Source organism: Reyranella sp., assembly GCF_052439685.1.
Lineage (GTDB): Bacteria > Pseudomonadota > Alphaproteobacteria > Reyranellales > Reyranellaceae > Reyranella.
The window spans coordinates 69,505-82,147 of record NZ_JBQVQG010000004.1 but is presented as its reverse complement, the minus strand read 5'-3'; the positions used below and the strand labels follow the sequence as shown (position 1 = coordinate 82,147).

12 protein-coding genes are annotated in these 12,643 nt (G+C 66.8%); 7 read left to right on the top strand and 5 right to left on the bottom strand.

The genetic code is table 11. The features are described 5' to 3' along the window. The first annotated feature begins 48 nt into the window (after nt 1-48). Complete coding sequence (locus ACT6UX_RS07370) at nt 49-441, top strand: hypothetical protein (RefSeq protein ID WP_444774497.1); 393 nt, start codon at nt 49-51, stop codon at nt 439-441. 198 nt (nt 442-639) lie between these two features. On the opposite strand, the gene ACT6UX_RS07365 is transcribed toward ACT6UX_RS07370, so the two are convergent. Together ACT6UX_RS07365 and ACT6UX_RS07360 are read right to left on the bottom strand one after the other, a co-directional pair. Further along, nucleotides 640-1,506 (bottom strand): alpha/beta fold hydrolase, encoded by an 867-nt coding sequence (locus tag ACT6UX_RS07365; RefSeq protein ID WP_444774496.1) that lies wholly within the window; start codon nt 1,504-1,506, stop codon nt 640-642. A 129-nt stretch (nt 1,507-1,635) separates the two neighbouring features. After that, complete coding sequence (locus ACT6UX_RS07360; protein WP_444774495.1) at nt 1,636-2,187, bottom strand: carboxymuconolactone decarboxylase family protein; 552 nt, start codon at nt 2,185-2,187, stop codon at nt 1,636-1,638. A 117-nt stretch (nt 2,188-2,304) separates the two neighbouring features. Between ACT6UX_RS07360 and ACT6UX_RS07355 the strand changes: the two genes are divergently transcribed. Both ACT6UX_RS07355 and ACT6UX_RS07350 read left to right on the top strand, forming a co-directional pair. Then, on the top strand, nt 2,305-3,210 hold the full coding sequence (locus ACT6UX_RS07355; protein WP_444774494.1) for a LysR substrate-binding domain-containing protein: 906 nt from the start codon (nt 2,305-2,307) through the stop codon (nt 3,208-3,210). A gap of 152 nt (nt 3,211-3,362) precedes the next feature. Beyond that, nucleotides 3,363-5,177 (top strand): adenylate/guanylate cyclase domain-containing protein, encoded by a 1,815-nt coding sequence (locus tag ACT6UX_RS07350; RefSeq protein ID WP_444774493.1) that lies wholly within the window; start codon nt 3,363-3,365, stop codon nt 5,175-5,177. A 135-nt stretch (nt 5,178-5,312) separates the two neighbouring features. On the opposite strand, the gene ACT6UX_RS07345 is transcribed toward ACT6UX_RS07350, so the two are convergent. After that, complete coding sequence (locus ACT6UX_RS07345) at nt 5,313-6,272, bottom strand: alpha/beta hydrolase (protein WP_444774492.1); 960 nt, start codon at nt 6,270-6,272, stop codon at nt 5,313-5,315. 109 nt (nt 6,273-6,381) lie between these two features. On the opposite strand from ACT6UX_RS07345, the gene ACT6UX_RS07340 reads away from it, so the two are divergent. After that, nucleotides 6,382-6,915 carry a DUF3833 family protein gene (locus ACT6UX_RS07340; protein ID WP_444774491.1) on the top strand — a complete coding sequence of 178 codons (534 nt, stop codon included), beginning with the start codon at nt 6,382-6,384 and terminating at the stop codon, nt 6,913-6,915. A 155-nt stretch (nt 6,916-7,070) separates the two neighbouring features. Here the strand turns inward: ACT6UX_RS07340 and ACT6UX_RS07335 are convergent, their stop codons facing one another. Continuing rightward, a complete protein-coding gene (locus ACT6UX_RS07335) occupies nt 7,071-7,727 on the bottom strand; it encodes a glutathione S-transferase family protein (RefSeq protein ID WP_444774490.1) in 657 nt (218 codons plus the stop codon). An 81-nt stretch (nt 7,728-7,808) separates the two neighbouring features. Here ACT6UX_RS07335 and ACT6UX_RS07330 point away from each other — a divergent pair, with 81 nt between their 5' ends. The 3 genes from ACT6UX_RS07330 (at nt 7,809) to ACT6UX_RS07320 (ending at nt 11,627) form a co-directional block, all read left to right on the top strand. Continuing rightward, a complete protein-coding gene (locus ACT6UX_RS07330; RefSeq protein WP_444774709.1) occupies nt 7,809-9,020 on the top strand; it encodes a polyhydroxyalkanoate depolymerase in 1,212 nt (403 codons plus the stop codon). 42 nt (nt 9,021-9,062) lie between these two features. After that, nucleotides 9,063-11,219, top strand: a complete 2,157-nt coding sequence (gene scpA, locus ACT6UX_RS07325; protein ID WP_444774489.1) for a methylmalonyl-CoA mutase — start codon at nt 9,063-9,065, stop codon at nt 11,217-11,219. Nucleotides 11,220-11,312: 93 nt separating this feature from the next. After that, nucleotides 11,313-11,627, top strand: coding sequence for a GIY-YIG nuclease family protein (locus ACT6UX_RS07320; RefSeq protein WP_444774488.1), 315 nt, complete (start codon nt 11,313-11,315; stop codon nt 11,625-11,627). 82 nt (nt 11,628-11,709) lie between these two features. Here ACT6UX_RS07320 and ACT6UX_RS07315 read toward each other — a convergent pair whose 3' ends face one another. After that, nucleotides 11,710-12,543, bottom strand: coding sequence for a DUF3108 domain-containing protein (locus ACT6UX_RS07315; RefSeq protein ID WP_444774487.1), 834 nt, complete (start codon nt 12,541-12,543; stop codon nt 11,710-11,712). Nucleotides 12,544-12,643: the final 100 nt, after the last annotated feature.

The window sequence follows — 12,643 nt, the reverse complement described above, 5'->3', positions numbered from 1 at the left end:
TGATCTCCCACCCCTGATCCGCCCGCCCGCGTGCTACACTCCCACCCCATGCCACCACTCTCCCGCCGCACCTGGAGCTGGAGCTTCGATCTGCCGCCGTCCGTGCTGTGGCCGGTGCTGGCCGACACGAACCGCTTCAACGAGGCGATGGGCCTGCCGCCCTATGTGCTGGAGGAGACGCCGCAGGCCAACGGCACGGTGCTGCGCCGCGGCCGCGGCAAGGCGGCGGGGTTCACGCTCGACTGGGAGGAGAAGCCCTACGAGTGGGTGCTGGGCCGGCATTTCAACGTCTCGCGGGTCTTTTCCAAGGGGCCGTTCCGCCGCTTCGGACCGGTGTTCGATCTCTCCGCCGACGGCAAGGGCGGCTCGGTGGTGCGCTACGCGCTCGAATGGGAGCCGCTCACCCTGATGGGCCGCCTGTGCGGCCGGCGCGACCCGTAACTGCGCCGGCCAGGGCGCCAACGTCGTGCCCGACAAAGCCTATGCCTGCGCCCGCATGACGGCGATGTTCGGCAACGACACGCGCGGCACCCGAGCCTCGAGCCAAGGCGTACGATCAACGCACCCCCGACGGAACATTCTTCCGTCGGGGATGATACAGGGCGCGCGACCTGGCGCGACCTGGCCGTCGATAGCTTGTCAACGAGACGGGAGAACCTTGGTCTCGTAATAACGTTTGATGTTTGCAGCGATGTATTCGAGGTTGTCCTCGACGGCGAAGTGTCCGGCGGCCAGGCGATGCAGTTCCGCCTTCGGCACGTCGCGCAGGAAGGCCTCGCCCCCCTCAGGGGTGAAGAAGACGTCGTCCTGACCCCAGAAGATCAGGGTCTTCGGTTGACGCTCGCGCAGGAATTTCTGCCACTGCGGATACAGCGCGACGTTCGTACGATAGTCGTAGAACAGATCGAGGTTGATCCGGACACTGTGAGGCCTTTGCATGAAGCCGTAGTCGGACTCCCAGTTGTCCGGACTGATCAGTTCGGGGTGGGCGGAGCCATGCAGGTAGATGCCCTTGATCGCATCATGGGTCAGGAACGCCGCTAGCGGCTTTTCCGTCTCCGCAGATCGGTTCTTCCACAGCGCGCCGCGGAAGCCGTCCCATGCTGCGGTGAAGCCTTCCTCGTAGGCATTGGAATTCTGGACGATCAGCCAGTCCAGAGCCTCCGGATGCCGTTCGGCTATGCGGAAGCCGACCGGGCCGCCGTAGTCCTGAACGAACAGGCCGTAGCGATCGAAGCCTTTAGCCGCCAGAAAGCCTTCCATGATCCGGGAGATACCGTCGAAGGTATAGGCGTAGTCGGCGGGATCGGGCGCGTCGCTGTTTCCAAAGCCCGGATAGTCGGGCGCAATCACGTGGAAACGATCGGCCAGAACCTGGATGAGATTCCGGTATTGATGCGACGAGGCCGGAAAGCCGTGCAACAGGACGAGCTTCGGGTGCTTCGGATCGCCGGCCTCGCGGTAGGCGATGTCGAGCCCGCCAACCTTCACGCTGCCGAACGTCACCTGGGTGGCGTTCCGGGGAGATGTGCAGGTTCCCTTCACGGACGTCTCAGCAGAAGTGTGTGGAACAGATTTCATGGATCACCTTTTGTGAGTGAATGGAGTGGTCGCGCTCGAAGCAGGCCCTTGAATTCAAGCTGCCTTGCGGGCGGCGGCGACCGGGAAGTCGATGTCCGTCTTGGCGACTTCGTTGATGTAGTTGGTCCAGGTGTTGAGGGCGACGTGGAGCACGATCTCGATGACCTGGGCGTCGCTGTAGCCGGCGAGCCTGACGGCGCGCAGGTCGTCTTCGCTGGTGTGCCCGCGTTCGCGCGCGACCTTGGCGGCAAAGCGGACGGCGGCATCGGCCTTGGCATCGTTCGACGCGCCACCACGGTTGGCGGCGATTTCGGCGTCGTCGAGCTTGGCCAGGTTCTTCGCCATATAGCTGTGGGCGGAGAGGCAATAGTTGCAGCCATTGATCTCGGCGACGGCCAGCGCGATGCGCTCGCGGGTCTGGGCCGGCAGGGCCCCCTTGGCGAGCGCGCCGGACAGGCCGAGATATCCTTCGAGCGCGGCCGGGCTGTTCGAGACCAGGCGAAACAGGTTGGGGACGACGCCAATCTGCTTCCTGACCGCTTCGAGCATGGGCTGCGAAGCGGCGGGTGCGGCGTCGATCGTGGCGGGGGTCGGGATGCGGGACATTCGGTGGCTCCTGTGCGGGCGGGCCGGAATGGCCCGATGCGCGGATGTCTAAATCCTTCCGAATTCGTCAAATAGACGGTATTATCTAGAAGTATCCTCTCAAAAAATGGAAGCCGGATGGACCGCCTCGATGCCATGTCGATCCTTCGCGAGGCTGTCGATGCCGGCAGCCTGTCGGCGGCAGGCCGACGTCTCGGCATGCCGCTGGCAACCGTCAGCCGCAAAGTGTCCGACCTCGAACGACATCTCGGCACCCGCCTGCTCAACCGGTCGACCCGGCAGCTCACGCTGACCGACGCGGGCCGTTCCTTCGTTGCGGCCTGCCGGCGGATCCTCGACGACGTCGCCGAGGCCGAACGCTCGGCGTCGGGCGAGTACAGCGCACCGAAAGGCGAACTCAGCCTCTCCGCGCCCATCGTCTTCGGCCGCCTTCACGTCCTTCCCGTTGCATCGGCTTTTCTCAAGACACATCCGGAGATCGACATCCGGCTGATGCTTTCCGATCGCATCGTCGACCTGCAGGAAGACCGCGTCGATATCGCCATTCGCATCGGCGAGCTTCCCGACAGCAGCATGGTTGCGACCAGGGTCGGGTCGACCCGGCGCGTGCTGTGCGGCAGCCCGGCCTATTTCGCCGAGCACGGCATGCCGCAGCATCCCAGGGAACTGGCGACGCGCGACTGCATCACTTTCTCCGGCCTGATGTCTGCCGATTCGTGGACGTTCAAAGCCGGAAAGTCGGATTCTGTCGTGAAGATCCACTCGCGACTTGTCGTCAACACGGCGGAAGCCGCCATCGATGCGGCGATCGCCGGCGTCGGCGTGACGCGCGTGCTGTCGTACCAGGTTGCGAAGGCGGTGCGGGCCGGGACGCTGGTCGTTGCGTTGCAGGAATTCGAAGCGGCGCCCTCGCCGGTCAGTCTCGTCCATACCGGGCAGCCGCTCCTGCCGCTGAAGCTGCGCGCCTTTCTCGATTTCGCCGCTCCGTTGCTGAAGACTGCACTGTCGCGCGGCGTCCTCTAGGAACGCGTCAGACAAGCCGGCGAGAACCGACAACGGGAATCCATGAGGTGCATGGACGCGGCGACAGGCGGCCTTTGCCATGCCGGGCAAGGACATGCTCGACGACGGCTCCTCCCCTGATCCGCCCGCCCGCGTGCTACAGTACCACTCCCATGCCGCCCCTCTCGCGCCGCACCTGGAGCTGGACCTTCGATCTGCCGCCGTCCGTGCTGTGGCCGGTGCTGGCCGACACCAACCGTTTCAACGAGGCGATGGGCCTGCCGCCCTATGTGCTGGAGGAGACGCCGCAGCCCAACGGCACGGTGCTGCGCCGCGGCCGCGGCAAGGCGGCGGGGTTCACGCTCGACTGGGAGGAGAAGCCCTACGAGTGGGTGCTGGGCCGCCATTTCAACGTGTCGCGGGTCTTCTCCAAGGGGCCGTTCCGCCGCTTCGGGCCGGTGTTCGATCTTTCCGCTGACGGCAAGGGCGGCTCGGTGGTGCGCTACGCGCTCGAATGGGAGCCGCTCACCCTGATGGGCCGCCTGTTCGGCAAGCGGCTGGCCGAGCAGGCCGGCGCCGCCGTGGGCAAGCGCATCCTGGAGGCCGTGTCCTTCCTCAAGGGCCAGCGCGAGACGCCGTTCGAGCTGCCGCATCCCGCGCTGCCCGAGGGCGCGTTCGAGCGCGCGGCGGCGATGGCGCTGGAGATCGACCGCAGCCCCTACGGCAACGGGCTCGGTCGGGTGCTGACCGGCACGGTGCTGGGCGGCATGGCGAGCGACCTTCAGCACCTCAAGCCCAAGCGGCTGGCGCGCCAGCTCGGCGTGGCGCCGCGCGCCGCCATCGAAGCCTGCCTCGCCTCGGTGCGGGCGGGGCTGCTGACCATGAGCTGGGACCTGCTCTGCACCAACTGCCGCGGGCCCAAGCTCTCGGCCTCGGCTTTGTCGGAGCTGCCGCGCGGCGCGCACTGTCCCTCCTGCAACATCGATTACGACCGCGACTTCGAGAAGAACGTCGAGCTCTCCTTCGCGCCCGCGCCCTCGGTGCGGCCGCTGCTGGCGGGCGGCTTCTGCCTCTCCGGCCCGATGGCGACGCCGCATGTCGCGGTCCAGTTGCTGCTGGCGCCGGGGGAGCGGCGGAGCGTGGCGGTCGATCTGCCGCCGGGCCGCTACCGGCTGCGCACGCTGCATCCCGGCGCAACGGTCGATGTCGACTATGAAGGCGGGGCGTTTCCGGGCCTGCTTGTGACGGCGGCGGGCGTCGAGGCTTTGCCGGCGGGCTCGGGCGAGGCGGGAACCGTCGCGTTCGTGAACGAGGCGGGCTTCGAGCTGGCGGCGCTGATCGAGGATCGCAGCTGGACGCGCGAGGCGCTGACCGTGCCGGAGGTGATCTCGCTGCAGGCCTTCCGTGACCTGTTCGCCGCCGCCACCCTGCGGCCGGGCGACGAGGCGGGGGTGAGCCAGGTGGCGCTGTTGTTCTCCGACCTGCGCGGCTCGACCGCGCTCTACGAGCGGCTGGGCGATGCCGCGGCCTACAACGTCGTGCGCGAGCATTTCGCGCTGCTGGCCGCCATCGTGCGCGACCATGACGGCGCGGTGGTGAAGACCATCGGCGACGCCGTCATGGCCTCGTTCGGCGATCCCGCCCATGCGGTGCGGGCGGCGCTCGCCATGCAGGCCCGCATCGCCGATCAGGATCTGTCGCTGAAGCTCGGCGTCCACATGGGGCCCAGCGTGGTGGTGACGCTGAACGACCGGCTCGACTATTTCGGCTCCACCGTGAACATGGCCGCCCGGCTGCAGGGCCAGAGCGACGGCGGCGACGTCGTGTTGAGTCGCGCCGTGGCCGACGATCCCGCGGTTCAGGGCGTCATCGCCGACGTCGCGAAGCGCGAGGAAGAGGTCGTGCTGAAGGGCTTCGACCGGCCGGTGGGGTTCGTGCGTCTCGGCCCTTCAACCTCCGCGCCCCTACAGACAACCACCTCACCCTGAGGAGGCGCGAAGCGCCGTCTCGAAGGGTGGGCACGCGCACCTCGTCCGTTGCCCATCCTTCGAGACGCGGACCTGCGGACCGCTCCTCAGGATGAGGGTGGTGGTGGTGGTTTGAGGCGATGGCGACGCACGGCCTCACGTCTCGAAGAACGCCCCCATCACCGCGGCCGCCTCGTCGTTCGCCTTGAGGCCCTGCTGCAGGAAGCGCGTCAGGGAGAAGAAGCCGTGGATGGTGCCGGGATAGTTGACGTAGGTCGTCTTCACGCCGGCGTCGATCAGGCGGTCGGCATAGGCGCGGCCCTCGTCGCGCAGCGGGTCGTGGCCGGCGGTGAGCACGAAGGCCGGAGGAAGTCCGGCGAAGTCCTTGGCCAGCAGCGGCGACAGGCGCAGGTCCGCGAGATCGGTGCCGGCCGGCACATAGGCCTTCCAGAACCAGTCCATCAGGCCCTTGGTCAGGAAATAGCCCTCGGCGAACTTCTGACGCGAAGCGCTCTCCTTGCTCGAATCCGTCGCGGGATAGATCAGCATCTGGAAGGCGGGGCCCGCTTCCTTCGCGTCGCGCATCGCCTGGCACACGACGGCGGCCACCGCGCCGCCCGCCGAATCGCCGCCGACCGCGAGGCGGGCCGGATCGGCGCCCAGCGACGCGGCATGGTCGCGGACGTAACGGAAGGCGGCGATGCCGTCGTCGATCGGGGCGGGGAAGGGATGCTCGGGGGACAGGCGGTAGTCGATCGAGATCACCTGGCAGCGGCTCTTGAGGGCCAGCCGCCGGCAGGTCGAATCGTGCGTCTCGATGTTGCCGATCACGAAGCCGCCGCCGTGATAGTAGATCAGGGTCGGCAGGTGACCCTTCGTCAGGGCCAGCGTCTCACCGAGCGGCAGGTAGCGCCGGTATTTGACCGGCCCGCCCGGTCCGGCGAAGACGCCGTCGACCGTGTCGCCGATCTGCGGCGGATCGGCCTCGCTGTCCTCCGACATCTTGTCGACCGCGGCGCGGCCGATCGCATGCGGCAGGGATTCCAGCTTCGGCCGGCCGGCCTTGGTGGCCTCCTCCATCAGGTCGAGCAGGGTGCGGGCTTCGGCGTCGAGCATCGGTTTCCTCCGGTTCGTCGGCGCGGAGAGTGCGCGGCCGGGCGCGGGCCGACAAGAGGGGGTAACCCGGCGGGTGATCCGGCAGGGCGCGTCCCGGCGTACAACCGCCATGACATACAGCCTGCCGTCCCGTTTCTCCCCGCTCGGCCTGCTCGCGCTGCTGGGGGCCTGCGCCTCGCCGCCGGACGCGCCGGTCGCCAGTGCGGCGCCGCCGCTGGTGCTGGAACAGTTCTTCCCCGGCCGCACGGTGGGGCAGGGCGTGTTCACCAACAGCTGGACCGGCTCGCAGCGCCGCTTCGACGTGGTGATCGACGGCACGTGGGACGGCAAGGTGCTGACCCTGGTCGAGGATTTCGCCTATGCCGACGGCGAGAAGGACCGCAAGACCTGGCGTCTGGAGCGCACCGCGCCCGGCACCTATGTCGGCAATCGCGAGGATGTCGTGGGGCAGGCGCGGGCGTGGACCGAGGGCAAGGTGGTGCGGCTGGAATATGCGGTGAGCCTGGGCGGCTGGACCGTCGACTTCTCCGACGTCCTGGCCCTCAACCCAGACGGCTCCCTGATCAACAAGGCCACCGTCGGCAAATGGGGCCTCCGCGTCGGCCGGGTCGAGCTGGAGCTGAGGCGGGCGCCGGGGAGCTGAGCTAAAACCCCCGTCGTCTCGACCGGAGCCTCGCGCAGCGAGGCGGAGCGGAGAGACCTTCTCCCGACGATTTGCCGGCTTTTGGTCTAGAGATGGACACCCCGCTCCGCACCTTCGGTGCTTCGGTCGAGACGACGGGCTATTTTTAAAGGCGCCTAAAACTCGACGTCCAGCTCCTCGACTTCCTCGGGCTCGGACTTCGCGGCGGCGGTCCATTCCACCATCGCCGGGAAGGCGAGCATGAGGTCGCGATAGGCGGCCGAGGCCGGGTCGATCTTCACGTTGTAGGTCTGGAAGCGGGTGCAGACCGGGGCGTACATGGCGTCGGCCATGGTCGGGGTCTTCCCGAACAGATACGGGCCGCCATATTTCTGCAGGCAGTCGCGCCAGATCGTGGTCACCCGCTCGATGTCGGCCTGGGCGCCGCCCCACACCTTGAAGCTTTCGTGACGGACCTTGAGGTTCATCGGCAGGGCCGAGCGCAGGTTGGCGAAGCCCGAATGCATCTCGCCGCAGACCGCGCGGCAATGGGCGCGCGCTGCCGGATCCTTGGGCAGCAGGCCGGCGTCCGGCTTGGTCTCGTGCAGATATTCGGCGATGGCCAGCGTGTCCCAGACCTTGACCGGACCATCCTCCAGGGAGGGCACCAGGAACGAGGGGGACAGCAGCAGAAGCTCGGCGCGGGTGGAGGGATCGTCCCACGGCGCGACCCGCTCCTCGAAATCGAGGCCGGCCATCCGGCAGAGAAGAAAACCTCTCAGTGACCAAGAGGAATAGTTTTTGCTACTGATGGTGAGCGAGGCCTTGGCCATGGACTCCACCCCTCCCGGTTGGTGGGACTGTCTGTATCTTAGGTGCCCTCGAAGATGCAAATTCCGAGCCGGTCGCCCCTTATGCTTTATGCGATGTATCAGACCGCCGCCGACATGATGCTCCCGGTCCGCCTGTGGGCGACAGCGGCAGGGCAGACCCTTTCCGCGGGGGGCAGTCCGACGCCCGACAGCTGGCGGGCGGCCAGCGCGATGTGCGAGATGACGACGCGGGCCACGCTCAGCCATCGCCGGCCCTCCTTCGGCATCACCGAGGTGCCCTACGGCAACCAGACGGTGACGGTGCGCGAGGAAGAGGTGTTCGCCACGCCGTTCGGCACCCTGCTGCGCTTCGCCAAGGTGGGCGTGCCGCCGCAGCCCAAGGTCCTGCTGGTCGCGCCTCTTTCAGGGCATTTCGCGACGCTTCTGCGCGATACCGTGCGCGTTTTGTTGCCGGACCATGACGTCCACATCACCGACTGGGCCAATGCCCGCGACGTCGGCATCTGGAACGGCCGCTTCGGCTTCGACGAATATGTCGAGCACCTGATCAAGTTCCTCGAAGTGATGGGGCCGGGTGCCCATGTCATCGCCGTGTGCCAGCCCTGCGTCCAGGCGCTGGCGGCGGTGGCGATCATGGCCGAGGACGACAATCCGGCGCAGCCGAGCAGCATGACCCTGATGGCCGGCCCGATCGACACCCGCGTCAGCCCGACCAAGGTCAACGAGCTGGCCATGGGCAAGCCGATCAGCTGGTTCGAGCAGAACCTGATCCACCGCGTGCCGATGCGTTATCCCGGCGCCACGCGGCGGGTCTATCCCGGCTTCATCCAGCTCACCGCCTTCATGAGCATGAACGCCGAGCGCCACATCAAGGCACAGGCCGACCTCTACAAGCATTTGTCCAAGGGCGAGACCGAGCAGGCCGACACGATCAAGGCCTTCTACGACGAGTATTTCGCCGTGCTCGACATGACGGCGGAGTTCTACCTCGAGACCGTCCAGTGGGTGTTCCAGGAGCACCGGCTGCCGAAGGGCGAACTCGACTGGAAGGGCCGGCGGGTCAACCCCAAGGCGATCCGTCGCACCGCTTTGTTCACCATCGAGGGCGAGCGCGACGATATCTGCGCGCTCGGCCAGACCGTCGCCGCCCACGATCTCTGTTCCAGCCTGCGACCCTATCGCAAGAAGCACTATATGCAGGCCGGCGTCGGCCATTACGGCGTGTTCAGCGGCCGTCGCTGGGCCGGCCAGATCTATCCCTTGGTGCGAAACACGATTTTGGCCAACGAATAAGCGGGTCTTTTGGGGGCCGAAAATCCGCAGTACATTGCGGGCATGGCCGATTTTCCGAAGAAGACCCTCGCCGACTGGGAAAAGCTCGCAGCGAAGGAGCTGCGCGACCGCCCGCTGGACGATCTCACCTGGATGACCCCCGAGGGCATTCCCGTGAAGCCGCTCTACACGGCGGCCGACCTCGAGCAGATCGAGGCGGTGGGCTCGCTGCCCGGCTTCCCGCCCTTCACGCGCGGGCCCAAGGCCACGATGTACGCAGGCCGTCCCTGGACGGTCCGCCAGTATGCCGGCTTCTCGACCGCGGAAGAGAGCAACAAGTTCTATCGCGCCAATCTCGCGGCCGGCCAGATGGGCCTGTCGGTGGCCTTCGATCTCGCCACCCATCGCGGCTACGATTCGGATCATCCGCGCGTCGTCGGCGACGTCGGCAAGGCGGGCGTGGCGATCGATTCCGTCGAGGACATGAAGATCCTGTTCGACGGCATCCCGCTCGACAAGATGAGCGTGTCGATGACGATGAACGGCGCCGTGCTGCCCGTGCTGGCCGGCTACATCGTCGCCGCCGAGGAGCAGGGCGTGCCGCAGGACAAGCTCGCGGGCACGATCCAGAACGACATCCTCAAGGAGTTCATGGTCCGCAACACCTACATCTACCCGCCCGGACCCTCCATGCGCATCGTGGCCGACATCATCGAGCACACGGCGCTCTACATGCCCAAGTTCAACTCGATCTCGATCTCCGGCTATCACATGCAGGAGGCGGGCTCGACCTTGGTCCAGGAACTCGCGTTCACGCTGGCTGACGGTCTCGAATATGTGCGCGCCGCCAAGGCGAAGGGTCTCGACATCGACGCCTTCGCGCCGCGCCTGTCGTTCTTCTTCTGCATCGGCATGAACTTCTTCATGGAAGCGGCCAAGCTGCGCGCCGCGCGCTTCCTGTGGGCCGAGCTGATCAAGCCGTTCGAGCCCAAGAAGGCCGATTCGCTGTCGCTGCGCACCCACTGCCAGACCTCGGGCGTCTCGCTGACCGAGAAGGACCCGTACAACAACGTCATCCGCACCGCCTACGAGGCGATGGCGGCGGTACTGGGCGGCACGCAGTCGCTGCACACCAATTCGTTCGACGAGGCGATCGCGCTGCCGACGCCGACCTCGGCGCGCATCGCGCGTAACACCCAGCTGATCCTCCAGCACGAGACCGGCGTGACCAAGGTCGTCGATCCGCTGGCCGGCAGCTACTACGTCGAATCGCTGACCGCCAGCCTGGTCGCCGAGGCCCGCAAGCTGATCGAGGAAGTCGAGGCGCTGGGCGGCATGACCAAGGCCGTCGAGGCCGGCATGCCCAAGCTGCGCATCGAGGAGGCCTCGGCACGCCGCCAGGCCCGCATCGATCGCGGCGAGGAGATCGTGGTCGGCGTGAACAAGTTCCAGCTCAAGGAAGAGTCGGCCATCGACATCCTCGACATCGACAACGACGTCGTGCGCGAGGCCCAGCTGAAGCGCCTGCACACGATCCGCACGACCCGCGACGAAGCCAAGTGCGTCGCAGCCCTCAAGGCGCTGGGCGAGGCCGCCCGCAACGGCACCGGCAACCTGCTCGGCCTCTCGATCGAGGCGACGCGCGCCCGCGCCACGGTGGGCGAGATCTCGTCGGCGCTGGAAGGCGTCTACGGCCGCTATCAGGCCACCATCCGCTCGATCGCCGGCGTCTATGCCGGCGAGTGGGAGGGCGATGCCGGCCTCGACCGTATCCGAACCGACATCGCCGCCTTCGCCGAGGAGGAGGGCCGCCGGCCGCGTCTCATGGTCGTGAAGATGGGCCAGGACGGCCACGATCGCGGCGCCAAGGTGATCGCCACCGCCTTTGCCGATCTCGGCTTCGACGTCGATATCGGCCCGCTGTTCCAGACGCCCGAGGAAGCCGCTCGCGCCGCCATCGAAAACGACGTGCATGTGATCGGCATCTCGAGCCAGGCCGCCGGCCACAAGACGCTGGTGCCGCAGCTCATCGAGGAGCTGGCCAAGCAGAATGCCTCGGAGATCATGGTCGTGGTCGGCGGCGTCATTCCCGCCCAGGACTACGATTTCCTGAAGAAGGCCGGCGTCGCCGCGATCTACGGACCGGGCACCAACATCCCCGCCGCCGCCGCCGAAATCCTCTCGATCCTGCGCCAGCGCGACCAGAAGCGCGCGGCCTGAGATGACCTAAGGATCCCTCGCTGCGCTCGGGATGACAAAAATGGTGTCATCCCGAGCGCAGCGAGGGATCCTTGACGTCTCGCGGCGTTATGAATGCCGACCTACTGGGTCTATATGCTCACCAACACCAGCCGGAACGTCATGTACGTCGGCGTGACGAACAATCTCGAAAATCGGATCGCTCAGCATCGCGAAGCTTCAAGAGATAGCTTCACGGGCCGCTACAATGTGACGACCCTCGTTTATGCCGAGGATTACCAGTACGTCGAGGATGCGATCGCCCGGGAAAAGCAGATCAAGGGATGGCGGCGGTCGAAGAAGAATGAGTTGGTCGAGGCCGCCAATCCAACATGGGCTGATCTTTTGGAAGTGTCGCCGAGCAAGGATCCCTCGCTGCGCTCGTCATGACACATTTTTTCTGCATTGGCGCACCGCGCAGACCCGGCAACGGTGTCACCCTGAACGACGTCAGGAATCCTTCGCTTCCTCGCTACTTCCGCATCGCCTGACTTTCGTCCGGCGTCATCGGACGTTCGCGGAAGGAGAGGATGCGGCCGCGGATCGTGCCGAAGCCGGTCTGCGCTTCGAGCTTGGCCGGGTAGCGGATCTGGCTCTGGTCCATGTGGGCCAGCCAGACGCGCATCGGCCGTTCGCGCTCGGTTTCGGCCTCCTTGGGTGCGCTGTCGAACTCGCCGGCCACGCGCCGGGTGAAGATCTCGCAGACCAGCAGGTCGCCCTGCGCGCCCGGAACGCCCGCCTTGGCCGCGGGCTCGGTGCCGACTTTCTTGATGATGACGTCGATGCGACGCTTGCCGTCGTTGGTCTGGACCGTGCGGTCGCAGGCCGCGTCACCGGCCATGCCGACGCTCAGCGCCGCCGAGAGCGGGTCGAGCGAACCGCGCCGCTGCTCCTCGGAGATGGTGTTCTGCGGCGACGGCGTGTAGGCGGGGTTGTGGGTCTCCTGCACCGTGCTGCCGGCATACTGTGCGATCCAGGTGCGCGGCTTGTCGCCGACGACGATCGACAGCGATCCGGCCGCCGGACGCGCCCCCTGCGGGGAGAAGCCGCCCCAGGCGCGGTTGCGACCGTCATAATGCATGGTGACCGCGCGCAGGACGCCTTCCTTGAAGGTCCGGCTTTGGATGTCGTAGCTGGCGCCGTTGAACTTGGCCGTGACGTCGATGCGGAAGCCGGAGAGGCCCGCGAAGGTGATTTCGTAGGCGATATCGACCTGCCGGGCGCCGGACGCGGCGTCCTGGGCCGCCGCCACGCCGGGCACGGCCGTGCTCAAGGCAATCGCTGCAAGGGCCCTACGAAATCTCATGAGACTCCCTTTCCCGGAAGGGCTTACGTCGGCTCGCCGGGCAGGATAGAAGGCCGCGGCGCCCTTCGCCATCCAACATGGTGGCCCAATAAGGCATTTT

Bases quoted from the DNA above. Each gene is read 5' to 3' on its own strand.
- ACT6UX_RS07335 (WP_444774490.1), bottom strand. From the start codon at position 7,727: ATGGCCAAGGCCTCGCTCACCATCAGTAGCAAAAACTATTCCTCTTGG.
- ACT6UX_RS07360 (WP_444774495.1), bottom strand. From the start codon at position 2,187: ATGTCCCGCATCCCGACCCCCGCCACGATCGACGCCGCACCCGCCGCT.
- ACT6UX_RS07340 (WP_444774491.1), top strand. From the start codon at position 6,382: ATGACATACAGCCTGCCGTCCCGTTTCTCCCCGCTCGGCCTGCTCGCG.
- ACT6UX_RS07320 (WP_444774488.1), top strand. From the start codon at position 11,313: ATGCCGACCTACTGGGTCTATATGCTCACCAACACCAGCCGGAACGTC.
- ACT6UX_RS07315 (WP_444774487.1), bottom strand. From the start codon at position 12,543: ATGAGATTTCGTAGGGCCCTTGCAGCGATTGCCTTGAGCACGGCCGTG.
- ACT6UX_RS07355 (WP_444774494.1), top strand. From the start codon at position 2,305: ATGGACCGCCTCGATGCCATGTCGATCCTTCGCGAGGCTGTCGATGCC.
- ACT6UX_RS07370 (WP_444774497.1), top strand. From the start codon at position 49: ATGCCACCACTCTCCCGCCGCACCTGGAGCTGGAGCTTCGATCTGCCG.
- scpA (WP_444774489.1), top strand. From the start codon at position 9,063: ATGGCCGATTTTCCGAAGAAGACCCTCGCCGACTGGGAAAAGCTCGCA.
- ACT6UX_RS07345 (WP_444774492.1), bottom strand. From the start codon at position 6,272: ATGCTCGACGCCGAAGCCCGCACCCTGCTCGACCTGATGGAGGAGGCC.
- ACT6UX_RS07350 (WP_444774493.1), top strand. From the start codon at position 3,363: ATGCCGCCCCTCTCGCGCCGCACCTGGAGCTGGACCTTCGATCTGCCG.
- ACT6UX_RS07330 (WP_444774709.1), top strand. From the start codon at position 7,809: ATGCTTTATGCGATGTATCAGACCGCCGCCGACATGATGCTCCCGGTC.